Genomic DNA, 18,132 nt, shown 5'->3' on the forward strand with positions numbered 1-18,132 from the left:
CCTGGAACGCGTACGGGGCGTGACCCGGGGAGTACCCCAAGTGCCCCAAGTGGCGCGGTGCCCGGGCCGGGGCGACGCTGGCGGGAGACCCACTCGCCTGTTCACCGGGAGGACACCGTGACCGTACCCATACGGCGCCTCGCCGTGGCGCTCACCCTCTGTTGCGCCCTGCTCGCCAGCACCACCGCCTGGGCCGGCAGCCAGCACACCCCGCAGCGCACCCCGGTCGTCGCCGTCGCGGCCGCCACGCCCAGTCCCAGCACGTCCGCGGAGAAGCAGAAGTTCGCCAAGACCCGCTTCGTGGCGAACGCGGCTCTCGCGGCCGGAGCCACCTATCAGTGGATCGTGAAGCCGTACAAGGCGGGCAAGTTCAAGAAGGGCGCGAAGGGCCGCAAGCTGGCGCTCGTCAAGGCGGGCCTCGCGGGCGCGTTCGCGTACAACCGGCTCAAGGCCGCGGTGCGCAACGCCGAGGGCGACCCGACGCTCTCCAAGGCGCTCGCCCCGCTCACCGCGGGCATCGACGCCCTGAAGTACCTGCCCTCCAAGCTGCGCAAGGGCGACTCCACCGACTCGGTGGTCGGCAGTTACGACGACATCATCAACAAGGTGAAGGGCGCCGGAAGCAGCGCCGGTGCGCCGGTCAAGGACAAGGTGCCGTCGGCCTCCCAGCTGAGCGGCGGTTCCTAGGAGTTCAACTCCGCCAGCACCCGCAGGGTGTGCGGATCCGGCGCGAGGGCCAGCAGGTCCGTCACCGGGCCCTTGCGCCACAACTCCAGCCGCGCGGCGATGCGTTCGCGCGGGCCGACCAGGGAGATCTCGTCGGCGAAGCTGTCCGGCACGGCGCGTACGGCCTCCTCCCGGCGGCCGGACAGGAAGAGTTCCTGGACGCGGCGGGCGTCCTCCTCGTACCCCATGCGTGCCATCAGGTCGGCGTGGAAGTTGCGGGCCGCGTGGCCCATGCCGCCGATGTAGAAGCCGAGCATGGCCTTGACCGGCAGCGGGCCTTCCGACACGTCGTCACAGACGCGCACCTGCGTCATGGGGGCGACCAGGAAGCCCTCGGGCAGGTCGGCCAGGGCGGGCCCGTACACGTCGGGGCGGCCCGGTGACCAGTACAGCGGGAGCCAGCCGTCCGCGATCCGGGCCGTCTGCGCCACGTTCTTCGGCCCCTCGGCGCCCAGGAGGACCGGCAGGCCGGCGCGGAGGGGGTGGGTGATCGGCTTCAGCGGCTTGCCGAGGCCGGTGCCGTCCGCGCCCCGGTAGGGGTGGGCGTGGAAGCGGCCGTCCAGTTCCACCGGCGCCTCACGGCGCAGCACCTGCCGTACGACGTCGACGTACTCCCGGGTCGCGGTCAGCAGCGACTTCGGGAACGGCCGCCCGTACCAGCCCTCGACGACCTGCGGGCCGGACAGCCCGAGGCCCAGCATCATGCGCCCGCCGGAGAGATGGTCCAGGGTGAGCGCATGCATGGCGGTCGTGGTCGGCGGCCGGGCCGCCATCTGGGCAACCGCCGTGCTCAGCCTGATCCTTGTCGTCTGCGCCGCGATCCAGGTCAGCGGCGTGAAGGCGTCCGACCCCCAGGACTCGGCCGTCCACACGGAGTCGTAGCCGAGCCGTTCGGCCTCCCGCGCCAGCGGCACGTGGTCCGGGGACGGGCCGCGGCCCCAGTAGCCGAGTGCCAGACCGAGCCGCATGGCGCCTTGCTGCTGTCTGACGTTGCGTCAAGTGCGGGCTGCGACTGTACGACAACGGCCCCCCGCCCGGAAGGGCGAGGGACCGCAGGGCTGTTGGGCGGGGTCAGCCGCGCTGGATGTTGGACGCGTCCTGCAGCACGCCCCGGCGGCCGTCCTGCATCTCGGTCAGCAGACCCGGGCCGCGCTGCTCAACGGCCAGGTACCAGGTGCCCGGCGCCAGTTCGGCGATCGGCGTGGGCGAGCCGTTCTCCGCGTACAGCGGACGCGGCGCCGGCACGGCGAACCAGAACGGCGAGAAGGGCGCCGACGGCTGCTGGGCCTGCTGAGCCTGCTGCGGCTGTCCGGCGAAGGGCTGCGTCTGCTGCGGCTGCGCACCGTACGGCTGCTGCTGGGCGCCCGGGTAGCCGTAACTGCCCGGCGGCTGGGCCCCGTAGGGCTGCGGAGCGGCCGGCTTGGGGGCGGGGATGAGGGCGGCCTGGAGGGCGGGGACCAGGGGAGTGGCGATGGCGGCGGCGGCGAGGACGAGGGCCGCGATGAAGCCGAGGATGAGGCCGGAGCCGGCGCTGACCTGGCTGGGGACGTCGACCAGGTCCCAGAACAGGATCCAGGCCGCGAGGATCGTGAACGCCGCTCCCACCGTTCCCAGATCCAGACCCGCCATCTTGCGGGGCTGCGGCAGGCACCGGTTGACGACGATCAGCGCGGCGCCGGTGACTCCGCCCATGTAGACGCCGAGGCCCAGACCGAGCCCGTCCCAGGCGTTGCTGTTGACGAAGCTGTCGTAGGTGTCGAGGAACGACGCGATGAACAGCAACACCGCTGCTCCGATCACCACGCCGTCGCCCCGAGTGAGGGAGCGGATATTCACTTCAGGTCCTTCGAATAGGTCGTCTCGTCGTCGGTAGAGGCGTCGCTGTCACCATGTCGCCGTCAGGCCCGGGTGGGAAGCGCGGGGGTGGCCCCTCATCATACGGATGACACTATCGTCCGTCCGGCGAGGCTGTCCGCCGGGATCAGTCCGCTGATCACGACCCGCGCAGGAAACTCACGATTCCCTCAGAGATCCCTTGCGCCGCTTTCTGCCGCCAGGCACCGCTGGTCAGCAGCGCCGCGTCCCTGCTATCGCGCATGTTGCCGCACTCGATGAACACCTTAGGAACCGTTGACAGATTGAGACCGCCCAGGTCCTTACGCGTGACGAGACCGGTGCCGTCGCCGATGTAGTTGGAGGGGGCTTCACCCGTGACGCGGACGAAGTTGCCCGCGACGCGCTCGCCGAGGTCGCGGGAGGCGTCGACGATCGGGCGGGTGTCGGCGGCGCCGGCGTGGACGGACGCCGGGAGGATGACGTGGAAGCCGCGGTCGCCCTTCGCCGCGCCGTCGGCGTGGATCGAGATGGCCGCGTCGGCGTGCGCGGCGTTGCCGATCCGGGCCCGCTCGTCCACGCATGGACCCCAGGGCGGTGAGTCGCCGTCGTGGGTCAGCTTCACCGTGGCGCCCTGCTGTTGGAGGAGCGCGCGCAGCCGGTGTGTCACGTCCAGCGTGAAACGGGCCTCGGTGTAACCGGAGTTGGTGGACGTGCCCGTTGTGTCGCACTCCTTCCGGTTCGTGCCGATGTCCACCGTGCGGTTGATCTCGGCCGTGTGCCGGAAGTTGCCGGGATTGTGGCCCGGGTCGATGACGACGACCTTGCCCTTCAGGGGGCCGGAGGCGGTGGGCGCGGAGGTGGAGGGCGTCGGGGAGGTGCTCGGCTGCTTGCCGTCGGCGCCGGAGGGGGAGGAGGCGGCCGGCGCGGACCAGGGGGCGCTGGTCGCCGACCGTACCGCCGCCCGGCCCGCGCCGCCGCCCGAGTCGCTCGGGGCGCCCACCGCCTCGTACACGAGCCAGCCGAGCAGCGCGCCGGGCACCAGCGCGGCGAGGGCGACGGTCAGCGGGCCGCGCCGGGAGCGGCGGGGCTGCGGGGGATCGAAGTCCGGGCCTACGTACGACACGTCTGCGACTCTAACCGCGGGTTCAGGTCCCCGCTCCCGTTCGCTTCAGGGTGCGGAGGGAGTCGGTCACCGAGACCTCGGTGAACGCGCCGGACTCGAGGGCCCGGAGGTAGATGCGGTAGGGGGCCTGGCCGGTGAACTCGTCCGCCGGGTCCGGGAACACGTCGTGAATGACGAGGAGGCCGCCTTCGGCCACATGGGGCGCCCAGCCCTCGTAGTCGGCGCCCGCGTGCTCGTCGGTGTGGCCGCCGTCGATGAAGACGAGGCCCAGCGGGGTGTTCCAGACGGCGGCGATCCGGGGGGAGCGGCCGACGAGCGCCACCACGTGCTCCTCCAGGCCCGCCCTGTGCAGCGTGCGCCGGAAGGTGGGCAGCGTGTCCATCAGGCCGATCTCCGGGTCGACCGTCTCGGGGTCGTGGTAGTCCCAGCCGGGCTGCTGCTCCTCGCTGCCGCGGTGGTGGTCGACGGTCAGGGCCGTGACCCCGGCCTGCCGGGCCGCGTCGGCGAGCAGGATCGTCGAGCGCCCGCAGTACGTGCCGACCTCCAGCAGTGGCAGTCCGAGCCGCCCGGCCTCGACGGCGGCCGCATACAGCGCGAGCCCCTCGTGCGTGGGCATGAACCCCTTCGCGGCCTCGAACGCGGCCAGGATCTCCGGCTTGGGTGCCGCGGGCATGGGGGTCCTTTCGGTCGTACGAATGCCTGGGCGCCCATGCTGCCGCACCCCCTGCCGGCCGGGCGACAGGGGGTGCGGTGGTGTGGATCTCAGTCGGATCGCCAGGGGCCGGCCTCAGGCGGTGACCGTGTCGCCCGGCAGCGCCAGGTCCACGTCGACCGGGCGGTCGTCGCCCGCGTGGGTCGCCGCGGAGGCGAGCGGGCCGTGGCCGGCGGCGCGTGCGGCCAGCACGTACGGGCCCTCGGCCGGGACGGCGAGGGCGTAGCTGCCGTCCTCCGCGGAGAGCGTGGCGCCCGCCTGGCGGCCGCGGCGGTCGATCAGTGTGACCTTGGCGCGGGCGACCGGGGCGCCGTCGGCGTCCAGGACGCGGCCGCGGAAACCTCCCCCGAGCTCTCGGCTGCGCTCGAGCAGGGGGGACCCCCACCGCACCTCGTTGGCGCGCTCCAGGTTGGCGTCCTCCTCGCTGCTCGCGCGCAGCTGCGGCTTGGCCGACCGGGCCTGCCGGGGCAGGCACAGAGCCAGGAGCAGGCCGAGCGCGACCGCGGCCGTCGCGATCAGGAAGGAGATGCGGAAGCCGTGCATGGTCGGGATCGTGAGGCCGTGCACGTGGTGGGCCGTGTTGGCCAGCACCATGCCGATCACGGCGCTCGACACCGACGTACCGATGGACCGCATCAGGGTGTTGAGGCCGTTGGCCGCCCCCGTCTCCGAGGCCGGGACCGCGCCGACGATCAGCGCGGGCAACGACGAGTACGCGAGGCCGATGCCGGCGCCCAGGACCACCGACGTGACGACGGTCTGCCAGGCCGCGTCCATCAGGCCGAGGCCGCCGCCGTAGCCGATCGCGATGACCAGCAGACCGACGATGAGGGTGACCTTCGGGCCGTAGCGGGCGGACAGGCGGGCGTAGACCGGCGCCGTGAACATCATCGTCAGGCCCAGCGGCGCCACGCACAGGCCGGCGACCACCATCGACTGGCCGAGGCCGTAGCCGGTGGCGGAGGGCAGCTGGAGCAGTTGGGGCAGGACGAGCGAGACGACGTAGAAGCTGACGCCGACCATGATCGAGGCGAGGTTGGTCAGCAGGACCTCGCGGCGGGCGGTGGTGCGCAGGTCGACCAGCGGGGCCGCGACGCGCAGCTCCAGCAGGCCCCACAGCAGCAGGACGACGACGGACGCGCCGAACAGGGCGAGCGTGGTGCCGGACGACCAGCCCCAGTCGCTGCCCTTGGTGATGGGCAGGAGGAGCAGGACCAGGCCGGTGGACAGGCCCAGCGCGCCCAGCAGGTCGAAGGAGCCCTCGGCGTGCATCGGGGACTCCGGTACGACGAGGAGGGTGAGGAGGATCGAGAGGGCACCGAGGACGGCGGCGCCGTAGAAGAGGGCGTGCCAGTTCGTGTGCTGGGCGACCAGGGCCGCGGCGGGCAGGGCGAGGCCGCCGCCGACGCCGATCGAGGAGCTCATCAGGGCCATCGCCGAGCCGAGCTTCTCGCGGGGCAGCATGTCCCGCATCAGGCCGATGCCGAGCGGGATCGCGCCCATGGCGAAGCCCTGGAGCGTACGGCCCGCGATCATCGTGAGCAGCTGGCTGGTGACGGCGCTGACCAGGGCGCCGACCACCATCACCGCGAGGCTGGCGATCAGCATGCGGCGCTTGCCGTACAGATCGCCGAGGCGGCCCATGATCGGCGTGGCCACGGCGCCCGAGAGCAGGGTCGAGGTCAGGACCCAGGTGGCGTTGCTGGGCGCCGTGTCCAGCAGCAGCGGCAGGTCCTTGATCACCGGGACGAGCAGCGTCTGCATCACCGCGACAACGATGCCCGCGAAGGCGAGCACCGGGACGACGGCCCCGCTCGCACTCCGGGTGGGCTGGTCGGTCGTCGTGAGCGTCATTGAGTGAGGCCTCCGGGCCGGAAAGGTGGGGTCGGTGATCATCCGTGCGGGACAAGTGCTGGGTAAACCCCGTACGCCGAGGCAACTATTCCGATGCTTTGGCGTACTAACGAATTCTTGACCTTCCCGAAAGGATCTGATCTGCCGTCAGGTGCGGGGGCGTCTCCTGTCCTCGGGGCCGGGATCGGGCGGCGGGATCGGGCGGCGGGGTCGGGCGGCGGGGTCGGGCGCCGGGATTGGGCGCCGGGATTGGGCTCCGGGGTCGGGCTCCGGGGTCGGGCTCCGGGGTCGGGCGGCGGGATCGGGGGCAGGGATCGGGCTCCGGGGTCCTTGGTCCTGGGCTCGGGGCTCGGGGCTCGGGGAATTTCTTCCGGTGCGAGGCAACGGTCCAGGCGGTCCATGGACTCCTTTGAATGTCTAGGAGGTGCCCATGGGGGATCGGAAGCAGGCTCGGGACGCGGAGTTCCAGAGCTTCGTCATCGGCCGCTGGCCGCGGCTGATGCGTACGGCATTTCTCCTCACGGGGGAGCAGCACGCCGCGGAGGACCTGGTCCAGTCGACGCTCGAGCAGGTCTATGCGGCCTGGCGCAGGGTCGGCTCGGCCGACGACCCGGAGGCATACGTACGACGCGTGATGATCAACGCGCATGCGCGCAGGCATCGCAGACGCCTGAAGGAGTTCCTCGCGCCGAGGGACGACTCGGGCCTGGTGCACGAGGTGGCCGACAGCGGCGACCGCATCTCCCAGGCCGACGACCGCAGGGCTCTGCTGACGGCGCTCGCCCAACTGCCCCCACGGCAGCGGGAGGCGGTGGTGCTGCGCTACTGGGAGAACCTGACCGAAACCCAGGCGGCCGAGGCGATGGGCTGCTCGGTGGGCGCGGTGAAGAGTAACGCGGCCAAGGGGATCGCAAGCCGTACTTCGGGGAGGACTTCCTGTGGACGGCGCTGTTTCGCCGGGAGCCCGCGCAACCGTAGGACGACGCCGTAGGACGACGCCGTAGGACGACGCCTACAGCCACCCCTGCTGCCGTGCTTCCCGCATCGCCTCCATGCGGTTGCGGGTGCCGGTCTTGCCGATGGCCGAGGAGAGGTAGTTGCGGACGGTGGACTCCGACAGGTGCAGCTTGGCGGCGATGTCGGCGACGGTCGCCCCGTCAGTCGAGGCCTTCAGCACGTCGCACTCGCGGGCGGTGAGAGGGTTGGGGCCGGCGCTGAGGGCGGCCGCGGCGAGCGCCGGGTCGACCACCGTCTCCCCGGTGAGCACCCGGCGGATCGCGGCGGCCAGCTCCTCCACCGGCCCGTCCTTGACCAGGAAGCCCGCCGCGCCCGCCTCCATGGCCCGGCGCAGATAGCCGGGCCGGCCGAAGGTGGTCAGGATCAGCACGCGGCAGTCGGGCACCTGGTCGCGCAGGTCGGCGGCGGCGTCCAGACCGCTCCTGCCGGGCAGCTCGATGTCCAGCAGGGCCACGTCGGGGCGGTGGGTCAGCGCGGCGTCCACGATCGCGTCGCCCGCCGAGACCTGGGCGACGACTTCCATGTCCTGCTCCAAGCCGAGCAGCAGGGCGAGGGCGCCGCGCATCATTCCCTGGTCCTCGGCGAGCAGGACGCGGATGGACTTGGCGGGCCGGTGGTCCCGGGGCATCTCGTTCACGGCCCAAGCGTATTAACCCTGGGTATTCAGCGGAATTGGGTCATCTGACGGTCCGGTAGCAGAAAGGTGCCGCTGACCTGCAAGGATGCGAGTGTCGAAGTCATATCCGCTGCAGGAGTCAGGGCACCTTTCTGGTGAGTGAGCGTACAGGGTGGGACCGTCGGCTGTCGGTGGTGGCTGATGGGAAGAGGCTGATCGGGCATGCCGGGGCGGTGCTGCTGCGCCGGTGCGCTGACCGGACCGGGCTGACGGGGGCGCTGGCGAAGGTGCTGCCGTCCAGCACGGTGGCGGGATGGCGGGACCGGGCAGGGGTGCTGGTGCACCTGGCGGTCGCGATCGTGCTCGGAGCGGCGAACCTGTCGGAGGCCGAGCAGCTCCAGCTTCACCACCGGCCGCTGTTCGGGCCCGCGGCCTCGGACTCGACCGCTCGCCGCACACTGGCCGCGCTCGACGAGGCCACCCTGGCGAAAATCGCGAAGGTGCGGGCGCGGGTGCGCCGGCACGTGTGGAGTCTGCTGCATCTGCGGCCGGGCGGCTTCCCCTGGCTGGTCGTGGCTGGCAAGCGGCTTACCGGCTGGATCGTCATCGACCTCGACGCCACCATCATCACCTCCGCCTCGAAGAAGGCCGGGGCAGCGGTCACGTTCAAGAAGACGTTCGGGTTTCATCCGCTGGCCGCGTGGTGCGCGAACACCAGCGAGTCCCTGGCCATGCTGCTGAGGTCGGGCAATGCCGGGGCGAACACGGTGGCCGACCACATCGCCGTGCTCAGCGATACCCTGGCCCAGATCCCCGGATCGTCGGCCGCCAAGATTTGCGTCCGGGTGGACGGGGCCGGGGCCACGCATGGGCTGCTGGAACACCTGGAAGCGTTGAACACCACCCGGCGCACGGTCCGCTACACGGTCGGCTGGACGATCACTGATGAAGATGAGCGGGCCATCGCCCGCCTGCCCGAGGCGGCCTGGGAGACTTCCGTGCACCAGGACGGCAGCCTCCAGGAGGGCTACTTCGTCGCGGAGCTGACCGGGCTGAACACCCGCGAGGGCTGGCCCGAGGGCATGCGGCTGATCGTGCGCCGCGTCAAGCCGACCCGGCGGCACCTGAAGAAGCTGACTGCGTTCGAGAAGCAGACCGGCTGGCGCTACTGCATCACCGCGACCAACATCCGCCACATGTGGGGCATCGCCGGCTCCAACCACGCCCAGTTCCTGGACGTACTGCACCGCTCCCACGCATCCGTGGAGGACCGGGTGCGCACGAACAAGGCCATGGGACTTGACAACCTGCCCTCGCAGTCGTGGGAAGTGAATCGCGGATGGACACTCTCCGCGAACCTCGCCGCCGACCTCGACGCGTGGGTGAGGCTACTGGCCCTGCACGACATCGAGGGCCTGGCCGACGCCGAGCCGGACACCATGCGCTTGCGCCTCTACCACCTGCCCGCCCGCCTCGCCGACCACGCCCGCCGCCGATGGCTGCGCATCGATGCGACCTGGCCCTGGGCAGAAGCGTTCACCACCTGCTGGCAGCGGCTCACCACCCTCCCGGCTGTCACCTGACAACCGGACACAGCCCCGACAAGGACCAGGAAGGAGAAGACCGGCAGCACTCCGGGCTCGTGGAACCCGGCGCACCCGCGGCGTCACGCGACAGCCCACCTCGAACGACCCGAGGACATTACGGGCGAACCGCCGAGCAGATCAGCGACCCAACCCCGCTGACGAATCGAGGTTAAAGACTCGTCACAGTTGGGCTCCGCGCGTCTTGACGGCCTCCCGTGCCGGGCCAACAATCGGCTCGGCATTCGGCGCTCGCCTTTGTCATTCCTGTGCCGTTCCGCGTTCCAGCAACGTTCGACATTTCAGACCCGGGAAATGTTCGGCATTCGTCCGAACAGTGTCCGATATTTCGACCACGTGCCCGCACCGCCCTACCAGGAACGAGAAGGGGTACACCTTGCTGCGCAGACTCCGAAGTGCCCTCCTGTCCGTGCTCTCGGCGCCGGCGGCTGTCGTCGCGCTCGCCGTCGGCGCGCCGCACGCGGCGGCCGCGACGTTGGGTCCTTCTTCGAGGGCGTGATGACCTCGGGCATCCCGACGGAGGCCGCCGACGACGCCGTCCAGGCCACCATCGTCGCCGTCGGCTACGGCGGCGCGACCGGCAGCACCGGCTCGCTGACGCCCGGTTCGGAGATCTCGCTGCGCCGGCGACCTCGTGCTGCGGCGGCGACTACATCCGGCACCAGGACAACGCGGCGGTCATCTCGTCGGTGACGTCGAGCAGTTCGGCCCTCGACAAGAGCGACGCCACGTGGATCGTCCGCCGGGGCCTGGCGAGCAGTTCCTGCGTGTCCTTCGAGTCGCGCAACTACCCCGGGGACTTCCTGCGCCACTACAACTACCGGCTCTACCGGCAGCCCATGGACGGCACCGCGCAGTTCCGGGCCGACGCGACGTTCTGTCCGACGACCGGCCGGAGCGGGACGGGGACGTCCTTCGCGTCGTACAACTACCCGACGAAGTACATCCGGCACTACGACTACAACGTCTGCATCGCGAGCAGCGGAGGCTCGAACACCTGGGACAGCAGCACGTCGTGGACGGACGACGTGAGCTGGGTGGTCACGTCGCCCTGGGCGCCGTAGCCACCGCGTCGGCGGACCACTCCGCCGACTCCGACTCCGTGGGGAGTTCGGCGGTGACCGTGAAGCCGCCGCGCGGCGACGGGCCGGCCCGCAGGGAGCCGCCCGCCGCCGCGAGGCGTTCGGTCAGGCCCTTCAGGCCGGTGCCGCCGATGCCCGGAGGGGACGGTGTGGAGGCGGTGCCGTCGCCGTTGTCGGCCACCTTCAGGCGGACGCGTTCGGTGGTGCCGTCGACGGTGATCTCGCAGCGGGCCGCTCCGCTGTGCCGTACGGCGTTGGTGACCGCCTCCCGCACCACCCAGCCGAGCAGGGCCTCCGTCTCGGGCGCCAGGGGCGGCCCCGACCGGCGTACGACGGGTTCGATGCCGGCGGCGATCAGCGCCGAGCGGGCACGGTCGAGTTCCGTGCTGAGGCAGCCCTCGCGGTAGCCCGTCACCGCCTCGCGGATCTCGGTCAGCGCCTGGCGGCCGACGGACTCGATGTCCGTCACCTGCGTCAGCGCGGCCTCCAGGTCCCGGCGGGCCAGGCGCCGGGCCGCCTCCGACTTCACCACGATCACCGACAGCGTGTGGCCGAGCAGGTCGTGCAGGTCGCGGGAGAAGCGCAGGCGTTCCTGCTCCACCGCGCGGCGGGCCAGCTCCTCGCGGGCGGCACGCAGTTCGCGTACGGCCTCGGAGAGGGACAGGATGGCGGCCGTCACCATCGTGGAGATCCATGTGGCGTAGCCGATGTTCAGACCGGTCCAGCCGTCGCGGACGCAGGAGACGGCGCCCGCGAGCACGGCGGCGGCCGTGCCGACGGTGCGCAGGTGCGGCCCGCGCAGGACCGCGCCCGCGGCGAGTCCGAGCAGCGGGAAGAACAGCAGCCAGTTGCCGCCGTAGCCGATGGCGAGCCCGCAGGTCACGAGTGCCATCAGGGCCAGCGCCACCCGCGTGGACGTCGCCCGGCGCTTGTCCTTGTCGAAGGCGCGGAAGGCCACGTAGATGTACAGCGAGTTGAAGGTGAGCAGGCCCAGGCCGCCGACCCACGGGTTCGGTGTCCTGCCCTGGAAGATGTTGGAGAAGGCGCCCATCCCCATGAGCAGCCACGGCAGCAGGCTGAAGCCGTTGGGCGGCGGGCCCGGGTCCTCGGGCACCTTCCCGGCCTTCCGGGCGGCCTTGCACTCGGCCTTGAACCGTTCCTTGTTCTCCTTGTAGTACCGCTGCTGCTCCCGCGCCTCGCGGAGCGCCGACCGCCACGACATGTCCCTGTTGCCCCGATTCAGATGGTCTCCGCACCTCGGCGGTACGACAGCACAGCGTACGAACCGAACACCAGCAGCCAAGCCGTCAGCACGAGGATCGCGCCGGCCGCCGGGGCGTGCCCGTCGGCGACCGACACCCCGAGTTCGGCGAACCGGTTGGTGGGCGTGTACGCGGACAGGGTGCGCAGCCAGTGGGGGAAGAGGGTGACCGGGAACCACAGGCCGCCGAGGACCGCGAGCCCCAGGTTGCACACCATGTTCACCACGCCCGTGGTCTGCGCGGTCAGCCGGTAGCCGTTGCCGAGCCCGAGCAGCGTGAAGGGGATCGAGCCGAGCCACAGCAGCAGCGCCGTCAGCGCCCACTGCCAGACCGCCAGCCGTACGCCGTTGACCAGGCCGCCCGCCGCGAGCACCGCGACGATCGCCGGCAGCACGGTCACCCCACCGGTCAGCGCTCGCCCGAGCACCACCTCGCGCGGGGTCATCGGCGTCACGCGCAGCTGCCGCAGCCAGCCGGTCGTCCGGTCCTCGGCGACGCCGCCGCCGGTGTTGAGGGCGGAGCCGACCGCGCCGTAGGCGGCCATGCCGACCATGGCGGCGGTCTTCCAGCTGCCGTCGTCGCCGCCACCGAGGTTGGTGAACAGCAGGTACATCATCACCGGCATCACGATCCCGCCGATCACGAAGCCCGTGTCGCGCAGCGTCCGGCGCACCTCGAGCCGAAGGTAGTCCCCCATCACACCGTCTCCGTGTCGCGAGCCGTCAGGGCCAGGAACGCGTCGTCCAGCGACGCCGGGGTGACCTCCAGGCCGCGTATCGCGCCCAGTTCGGCCAGCGCGATCACGGTCGCGTCCGAGTCGTCGGTACGCAGCCGCGCCCGGTCTCCGCGCACCTCCACCGACCGCACGCCCGGCAGCAGCTCCAGGCCCTGAGTGCCGCGCCCGGCCAGGTCGAGGCAGACCAGGCTGCCGCCCGCCGCCCGCCTGAGCTCCTCACCGGTGCCGTCCGCGACGATCCGGCCGCGGTCGAGGACGAGGATCCGGTCGGCGTGCGCGTCGGCCTCCTCCAGGTAGTGCGTGGAGAACAGGACGGTGTGGCCGCCGCGGGCGTACGCCCGCATCGAGTCCCAGAAAGTGCGGCGCGCCTCGACGTCCAGCGCCGCCGTGGGCTCGTCGAGCACCAGCAGCGAGGGGTTCCCGGCGAGCGCGACCGCGAACCGCACACGCTGCGTCTGGCCGCCCGAGAGCCGGTCCACGCGCCGCCCCGCCAGGTCGGCGATCCCGGCGAACTCCAAAGCCCGCTCGACCGGCAGCGGGTCGGGGTAGCGGCCGCCCACGAAGGCGACCAGCTCGCGGACCGTGACCCGGGGCACCGCCCGCCCCTCCTGGAGCATGGCCCCGACCAGGCCCGCGCGCACCGCCTCCTCCGGCGGCGCGCCGAACAGTTCCACCGTGCCCGCGTCGGGCTCGTTGAGGCCGAGCAGCAGCGAGATCGTCGTGGACTTGCCGGCGCCGTTGCGGCCGAGGAGGGCCACCGTCTCGCCCTGCGTGATCTCCAGGTCGACGCCGTCGACGGCGCGTACGGCGCCGAAGGTCCTGACTGCCCCCGTGAAGGACACCGCGGGCGGTGTCCCAGTCGTTTCCGTCATGGCCATGATGCTACGGAGGCGGGGCGCCCGCCGGGCAGATGCGCTTGTACGGACTCGGGCAGGACAAATGTCACGGCGCACCGACCTGACGCAGCGTCAGGAGCCTTCACAACCGACGACTGCTGGGCTATACAGGGGGCGCCGGACTGGAACGCGTTCTAGATCGGCCCGTGACGACCTCGGTGCGGCCGACGGTGCGGACGGCCGCACCGAGGTCTTGGACTTCCCTCAGGAGCCCCATGCCCATCGACGCAGCCAAGGCCCTCGCAGCCGAGCCCCGGACCGGCGAGATCTCCTGGAGCCCCAAGGACGTCCAGCTCTATCACCTCGGCATCGGCGCGGGCGTCCCCGCGACCGACCCCGACGAACTGCGCTACACCCTGGAGTCCCGGCTGCACGTCCTGCCGAGCTTCGCCACCGTCGCCGGCTCCGGCTCGCCCGGCGTGATCAGCGGCCTGTCCATGCCAGGCGTCGACGTCGACCTCGCGCGCGTCCTGCACGGCGGCCAGGCGCTCACCCTGCACCGCCCGATCCCGGTGCAGGGCACCGCGACCGCCACCGGACGCATCGCCGCCGTCCACGACAAGGGCAAGGCGGCCGTCCTCGTCATGCGCACCGAGGTCGCCGACGCCGACGGCCCGCTGTGGACCAACGACGCCCAGATCTTCGTACGTGGCGAGGGCGGCTGGGGCGGCGACCGCGGGCCCTTTGCCCGCCCGGACCCGCCCACCGGCGAACCCGACAGGATCGTCGAACGGCCGGTCCGCGAGGACCAGGCCCTCCTCTACCGCCTCTCCGGCGACTACAACCCGCTGCACGCCGACCCCGAGTTCGCCAAGCTCGCCGGCTTCGACCGGCCCATCCTGCACGGGCTGTGCACGTACGGCATGACGCTGAAGGCGGTCGTCGACACGCTGCTCGGCGGCGACGTGACCCGCGTGCGCTCCTACGCCACGCGCTTCGCCGGGGTGGTGTACCCGGGCGAGACCCTGCGCATCCGCATGTGGCGGCAGGAGGACGGGGTGCGGGTGGCCGTGAGCGCCGTCGAACGGGACGACGCGCCCGTCCTCGCCGACACCGTCGTCGAACACACCTGAGCCATCGGTCGCACCGTCGAGCCTTTCCGAGGGGAGCCCGCACCATGCGCGCAGCCGTACTGCACGAGATCGGCCAGGACAAGCTGGAGGTCCTCGACGACGTCGAGGCGGTGGGCTTCGGTCCCGGCAAGGTGAGGATCCGGGTGTGGGCCAGGGGGCTGTGCCACTCGGACCTGTCCGCGATGAACGGGGTGCTGCCGCAGCCGGCGCCGTTCGTGCCGGGCCACGAGGGGGCGGGCGAGATCCTCGAAGTGGGCGCAAGCGTGGCCCACTTGAAGCCCGGTGACCGGGTGGTCGTGTGCCGGCTGCCGGCCTGCAGCACGTGTCCCGCCTGCAAGCGGGGGCAGACCGAACTGTGCCTGGCCGGGTTCATGAACGCCGGCACCCCCAACTTCAAGCGGCCCACCGGTGACGTCTTCGGCTTCGCCGGCACCGGCACCTTCACCGAGGAGGTCGTCGTCGACGCCGGCTGCGCGGTGCAGCGGGGCGAGTGTAACCGGCACACCTCGGGCGAAATCCAGGCGGCCACGCCAACCGGCACGAGTTCGTTACCTCCTCGCCATACGCCCCGTCAGCGGGGCCTGCTGCAACGGGACGGGGCGGGGTGCGCAGGGTCCCGGAAACTCCGGTTCCGGGGGTTCGCGCGGCACGTCGGACGAGGACGAGGGCAGCGCTTGCGAGGGCTGCGCCTCCGGGGCCGAGGACGGCGCCCAACCTGACGGAGGCGGGGCCGGCTCCTCCGGCGACGAAGGCCGGACCGGCCCATCCGGTGACCGGGGCGGCGCCGTCCACCGCGCCACCCCGCACGGCACCGCCCCCGTGGCGTACGGCAGCAGAAGCACCCCGTCACTCGTCCACAGCCCGGCTCCGGCCAACCACCCGTCGGGTGCCGGGAGATGGTGCACCTGCCGCTCGACCGGGCGCCACACGCCGACCCAGCTGCCGAACGCGCCGTCGAAGCGCAGCGCCACCGCGCAGTGCTCCGGCGTCAGCACCTGACCCGGCTGGATCGCGAACGGCGTCACCACGCAGTCGGGCAGCCGCAGGCACTCCGGGAAGCGCACCGGCAGCATGCTGCCCAGCACGCCCCAGCCCACCCGTTCCTGCCCGGGCGAGGGCGCGTCCGAGCGGATCAGCAGCAGCCCACTGTCGGGATCGGCGAGCAGCAGCCGGTCGTCGCTGTCGGCCGCGATCTGCAGCAGCGGCGAGACCTCGCCCCCGCGCCCCAGGTCCACCACGACCGCCTTGGCCCGCCCGCCGGCCTCCCGGTCCAGGGCCAGCATCCGGCCCGTGCGGTCCAGCCAGACCCCGCCCGAGCAGCGGCCCGGGATCTCGGCCAGGTGCTCGGGCCCGAAGGCGCCGCCGGCCACCAGCCACACCGACGTCGAGCGCCGGCCGACGGCGAGCGCGTACGCCCGCTCGCCGCCCGGCGCCGGGGGCAGCAGCCGCAGCCGGGTGCCGTCCGGGCACTCGAGCGCGCCGAGCGGCAGCTCGCCGGTGTCCGGGCCGGTCGGGTACAGCAGCGAGAAGGCGTGCCGCCCGGCCACCAGGCGCCGGATGAGGACCCGCCCGTCGCCCATCGGCTGCACCTCCGCGCCGGGCTCCTCGGGCTGGTTGCCGGGCAGCGGCACCGCGTACGGCTCGGGGCCGTCCAGCGTCCATCGCTCCGGGTACCAGGAGTCGCCGCTGCGTGCAAGACGGGCAGCGTAGGCGCCGTCCACCGTGATCGTGCAGCCTGCCTGCGGCGGACCGCCGTGCTCGTTCTCCGCCATGGGCTCGATCGCACAGGCCGTCATCGTTCGGTCACCTCCTGCGACGACGCTAGTTTTCGTACGCACAAACGTGAGACCGCCGGGCGGCCGCTTCACACATAAGGGTGGCCGCCGAGCGATTCGCCTGAGGAAACGGGGACGGATGTGCTGGGCGGGGCAGCCGCGGTCGGGGCGGCGGCGCCGGTTCAGCCGCGCGGGCCAGCCAGGTAGCCTTGCACCCGTGCCCCGTCTGTCTGAAGTCATCGCCGCGCTGGAGAACCTGTGGCCCGCCGAGCGGGCCGAGGCCTGGGACGCGGTCGGCACCGTCGTGGGCGACCCCGACCAGGAGGTCACCCGGGTCCTGTTCGCCGTCGACCCCGTGCAGGAGACCGTCGACGAGGCGGTGAAGCTGGACGCCGACCTGCTGGTCACCCACCACCCGCTCTTCCTGCGCGGTACGACGACGGTCGCGGCCTCCACCTTCAAGGGCCGCGTGGTGCACACGCTCATCAAGAACGACATCGCGCTGCACGTGGCCCACACGAACGCGGACAAGGCCGACCCCGGTGTCTCCGATGCCCTCGCGGGTGCCCTGGACCTCCGCGTCGTACGGCCTCTGGTGCCCGACGCCAGTGATCCGGAGGGCCGCCGGGGCGTGGGCCGTGTCTGCGAGCTGGACCACCCGCTGACCGTCCGCGAGCTCGCCGCCCGCGCCGCCGAGCGGCTGCCCGCCACCGCGCAGGGCATTCGCGTCGCCGGCGATCCCGAGGCCCTCGTCCACACGGTCGCCGTCAGCGGCGGCTCCGGCGACAGCCTCTTCGACGACGTCCGGGCCGCCGGCGTCGATGCCTTCCTCACCGCGGACCTGCGCCACCACCCGGCGTCCGAGGCCCGCGCCCACAGTCCGCTCGCGCTGCTCGACGCGGCGCACTGGGCCACCGAGTGGCCCTGGTGCGAGCTGGCCGCCGCCCAGCTCGACGAGATCTCCGACCGGTACGGATGGGGCCTTCGCGTCCACGTCTCGAAGACGGTCACCGACCCCTGGACCGCCCACGCGGCGTCCAACCCGACCAAAACCCTTGGAGCCCCCAACTGAACGCCGCGCCCGCCGACCAGATCCGACTCCTCGACGTCCAGGCCCTCGACGTCCGCCTGCAGCAGCTCGCGCACAAGCGGAGGTCGCTGCCCGAGCACGCCGAGATCGAGTCGCTGACCAAGGACCTCACGCAGCTGCGCGACCTGCTGGTGGCCGCGCAGACCGAGGAGAGCGACTGCGCCCGCGAGCAGACCAAGGCCGAGCAGGACGTGGACCAGGTGCGCCAGCGCGCCGCCCGCGACCAGCAGCGCCTGGACTCCGGGGCGGTCACGTCCCCCAAGGACCTGGCGAACCTCCAGCACGAGATCGCCTCGCTCGCCAAGCGGCAGGGCGACCTCGAGGACGTCGTCCTGGAGGTCATGGAGCGCCGCGAGTCCGCCCAGGAGCGGGTCGCCGAGCTGACCGAGCGTGTCGCCTCCGTCCAGGCGAAGATCGACGACGCGACCGCGCGCCGGGACGCGGCCTTCGAGGGGATCGACGGCGAGGCGGCCTCGGTGACCAAGGAGCGGGAGGTCATCGCCGGTTCCGTGCCCGCGGACCTGCTCAAGCTGTACGACAAGCTGCGCGAGCAGCACCAGGGCGTCGGCGCGGCCAAGCTGTACCAGCGCACCTGCCAGGGCTGCCGCCAGGAGCTGGCGATCACCGAGCTCAACGAGGTCCGCGCGGCCGCCCCCGACACGGTCGTCCGCTGCGAGAACTGCCGCCGCATCCTGGTGCGCACCGCCGAGTCCGGCCTGTAAGGGGCGTT

The 18,132-nt window shown here is 72.1% G+C and carries 18 protein-coding genes and 1 pseudogene; 9 read left to right on the forward strand and 10 right to left on the reverse strand.

The window, feature by feature from the left end:
* The first annotated feature begins 117 nt into the window (after positions 1-117).
* Positions 118-687 carry a hypothetical protein gene (locus ABZV31_RS01540; RefSeq protein WP_355886575.1) on the forward strand — a complete coding sequence of 190 codons (570 nt, stop codon included), beginning with the start codon at positions 118-120 and terminating at the stop codon, positions 685-687.
* Here the strand turns inward: ABZV31_RS01540 and ABZV31_RS01545 are convergent.
* The 5 genes from ABZV31_RS01545 to ABZV31_RS01565 form a co-directional block, all read right to left on the reverse strand.
* Positions 684-1,694, reverse strand: a complete 1,011-nt coding sequence (locus ABZV31_RS01545; RefSeq protein WP_355886577.1) for an LLM class F420-dependent oxidoreductase — start codon at positions 1,692-1,694, stop codon at positions 684-686. The genes ABZV31_RS01540 and ABZV31_RS01545 overlap by 4 nt on opposite strands.
* A gap of 103 nt (positions 1,695-1,797) precedes the next feature.
* On the reverse strand, positions 1,798-2,562 hold the full coding sequence (locus tag ABZV31_RS01550; RefSeq protein ID WP_355886579.1) for a hypothetical protein: 765 nt from the start codon (positions 2,560-2,562) through the stop codon (positions 1,798-1,800).
* A gap of 157 nt (positions 2,563-2,719) precedes the next feature.
* Complete coding sequence (locus ABZV31_RS01555) at positions 2,720-3,685, reverse strand: N-acetylmuramoyl-L-alanine amidase (protein ID WP_355886582.1); 966 nt, start codon at positions 3,683-3,685, stop codon at positions 2,720-2,722.
* Positions 3,686-3,707: 22 nt separating this feature from the next.
* Positions 3,708-4,358 carry a class I SAM-dependent methyltransferase gene (locus ABZV31_RS01560; protein WP_355886585.1) on the reverse strand — a complete coding sequence of 217 codons (651 nt, stop codon included), beginning with the start codon at positions 4,356-4,358 and terminating at the stop codon, positions 3,708-3,710.
* Between the two features lie 114 nt (positions 4,359-4,472).
* A complete protein-coding gene (locus tag ABZV31_RS01565; protein WP_355886588.1) occupies positions 4,473-6,251 on the reverse strand; it encodes an MFS transporter in 1,779 nt (592 codons plus the stop codon).
* Positions 6,252-6,681: 430 nt separating this feature from the next.
* On the opposite strand from ABZV31_RS01565, the gene ABZV31_RS01570 reads away from it, so the two are divergent.
* The gene (locus tag ABZV31_RS01570) at positions 6,682-7,242 is read left to right on the forward strand and encodes a SigE family RNA polymerase sigma factor (protein ID WP_355886591.1); all 561 of its coding nucleotides are present in this window, start codon (positions 6,682-6,684) and stop codon (positions 7,240-7,242) included.
* Between the two features lie 21 nt (positions 7,243-7,263).
* Here ABZV31_RS01570 and ABZV31_RS01575 read toward each other — a convergent pair whose 3' ends face one another.
* Positions 7,264-7,896: a response regulator transcription factor gene (locus ABZV31_RS01575; RefSeq protein ID WP_355887549.1), complete on the reverse strand. Its 633-nt coding sequence runs from the start codon at positions 7,894-7,896 to the stop codon at positions 7,264-7,266.
* Positions 7,897-8,039: 143 nt separating this feature from the next.
* On the opposite strand from ABZV31_RS01575, the gene ABZV31_RS01580 reads away from it, so the two are divergent.
* The 3 genes from ABZV31_RS01580 (at position 8,040) to ABZV31_RS01590 (ending at position 10,552) form a co-directional block, all read left to right on the forward strand.
* Entirely contained in the window at positions 8,040-9,467 is a 1,428-nt protein-coding gene (locus ABZV31_RS01580) for an IS1380 family transposase (RefSeq protein WP_355886594.1), read from the forward strand.
* A gap of 519 nt (positions 9,468-9,986) precedes the next feature.
* On the forward strand, positions 9,987-10,181 hold the full coding sequence (locus ABZV31_RS01585) for a hypothetical protein (protein WP_355886597.1): 195 nt from the start codon (positions 9,987-9,989) through the stop codon (positions 10,179-10,181).
* Positions 10,178-10,552 carry an AbfB domain-containing protein gene (locus ABZV31_RS01590; protein ID WP_355886599.1) on the forward strand — a complete coding sequence of 125 codons (375 nt, stop codon included), beginning with the start codon at positions 10,178-10,180 and terminating at the stop codon, positions 10,550-10,552. The genes ABZV31_RS01585 and ABZV31_RS01590 overlap by 4 nt, the downstream gene beginning before the upstream one ends.
* Here the strand turns inward: ABZV31_RS01590 and ABZV31_RS01595 are convergent.
* The 3 genes from ABZV31_RS01595 to ABZV31_RS01605 are packed head-to-tail and all read right to left on the reverse strand — an operon-like array spanning position 10,530 to position 13,440.
* Complete coding sequence (locus ABZV31_RS01595) at positions 10,530-11,792, reverse strand: sensor histidine kinase (protein WP_355886600.1); 1,263 nt, start codon at positions 11,790-11,792, stop codon at positions 10,530-10,532. The two genes, ABZV31_RS01590 and ABZV31_RS01595, sit on opposite strands and share 23 nt — an antisense overlap.
* 17 nt (positions 11,793-11,809) lie before the next feature.
* Entirely contained in the window at positions 11,810-12,529 is a 720-nt protein-coding gene (locus ABZV31_RS01600; protein WP_355886602.1) for an ABC transporter permease, read from the reverse strand.
* Entirely contained in the window at positions 12,529-13,440 is a 912-nt protein-coding gene (locus ABZV31_RS01605; RefSeq protein WP_355886604.1) for an ABC transporter ATP-binding protein, read from the reverse strand. Before ABZV31_RS01605 ends, ABZV31_RS01600 begins: the two co-directional genes overlap by 1 nt.
* Positions 13,441-13,679: 239 nt before the next feature.
* Between ABZV31_RS01605 and ABZV31_RS01610 the strand changes: the two genes are divergently transcribed.
* Positions 13,680-14,537, forward strand: a complete 858-nt coding sequence (locus ABZV31_RS01610) for a MaoC/PaaZ C-terminal domain-containing protein (protein ID WP_355886606.1) — start codon at positions 13,680-13,682, stop codon at positions 14,535-14,537.
* A gap of 44 nt (positions 14,538-14,581) precedes the next feature.
* A pseudogene (locus ABZV31_RS01615) lies at positions 14,582-15,016 on the forward strand (alcohol dehydrogenase catalytic domain-containing protein); the annotation flags it as partial.
* A 69-nt stretch (positions 15,017-15,085) separates the two neighbouring features.
* Here ABZV31_RS01615 and ABZV31_RS01620 read toward each other — a convergent pair.
* Complete coding sequence (locus tag ABZV31_RS01620; RefSeq protein ID WP_355886608.1) at positions 15,086-16,333, reverse strand: hypothetical protein; 1,248 nt, start codon at positions 16,331-16,333, stop codon at positions 15,086-15,088.
* Positions 16,334-16,529: 196 nt separating this feature from the next.
* On the opposite strand from ABZV31_RS01620, the gene ABZV31_RS01625 reads away from it, so the two are divergent.
* A complete protein-coding gene (locus ABZV31_RS01625) occupies positions 16,530-17,384 on the forward strand; it encodes a Nif3-like dinuclear metal center hexameric protein (protein ID WP_355886611.1) in 855 nt (284 codons plus the stop codon).
* On the forward strand, positions 17,381-18,124 hold the full coding sequence (locus ABZV31_RS01630) for a C4-type zinc ribbon domain-containing protein (protein WP_355887552.1): 744 nt from the start codon (positions 17,381-17,383) through the stop codon (positions 18,122-18,124). The genes ABZV31_RS01625 and ABZV31_RS01630 overlap by 4 nt, the downstream gene beginning before the upstream one ends.
* Positions 18,125-18,132: the final 8 nt, after the last annotated feature.

The sequence above is a fragment of the Streptomyces sp. NPDC005202 genome (genome assembly GCF_040608235.1).
In the GTDB taxonomy this organism is placed as follows: Bacteria; Actinomycetota; Actinomycetes; order Streptomycetales; family Streptomycetaceae; genus Streptomyces.

Excerpts from the sequence above, each read along its gene's own strand:
- ABZV31_RS01545 (WP_355886577.1), bottom strand. The coding sequence starts at position 1,694 with ATGCGGCTCGGTCTGGCACTCGGCTACTGGGGCCGCGGCCCGTCCCCG.
- ABZV31_RS01560 (WP_355886585.1), bottom strand. The coding sequence starts at position 4,358 with ATGCCCGCGGCACCCAAGCCGGAGATCCTGGCCGCGTTCGAGGCCGCG.
- ABZV31_RS01565 (WP_355886588.1), bottom strand. The coding sequence starts at position 6,251 with ATGACGCTCACGACGACCGACCAGCCCACCCGGAGTGCGAGCGGGGCC.
- ABZV31_RS01570 (WP_355886591.1), top strand. The coding sequence starts at position 6,682 with ATGGGGGATCGGAAGCAGGCTCGGGACGCGGAGTTCCAGAGCTTCGTC.
- ABZV31_RS01575 (WP_355887549.1), bottom strand. The coding sequence starts at position 7,896 with ATGCCCCGGGACCACCGGCCCGCCAAGTCCATCCGCGTCCTGCTCGCC.
- ABZV31_RS01585 (WP_355886597.1), top strand. The coding sequence starts at position 9,987 with ATGACCTCGGGCATCCCGACGGAGGCCGCCGACGACGCCGTCCAGGCC.
- ABZV31_RS01595 (WP_355886600.1), bottom strand. The coding sequence starts at position 11,792 with ATGTCGTGGCGGTCGGCGCTCCGCGAGGCGCGGGAGCAGCAGCGGTAC.
- ABZV31_RS01600 (WP_355886602.1), bottom strand. The coding sequence starts at position 12,529 with ATGGGGGACTACCTTCGGCTCGAGGTGCGCCGGACGCTGCGCGACACG.
- ABZV31_RS01605 (WP_355886604.1), bottom strand. The coding sequence starts at position 13,440 with ATGACGGAAACGACTGGGACACCGCCCGCGGTGTCCTTCACGGGGGCA.
- ABZV31_RS01610 (WP_355886606.1), top strand. The coding sequence starts at position 13,680 with ATGCCCATCGACGCAGCCAAGGCCCTCGCAGCCGAGCCCCGGACCGGC.
- ABZV31_RS01620 (WP_355886608.1), bottom strand. The coding sequence starts at position 16,333 with ATGACGGCCTGTGCGATCGAGCCCATGGCGGAGAACGAGCACGGCGGT.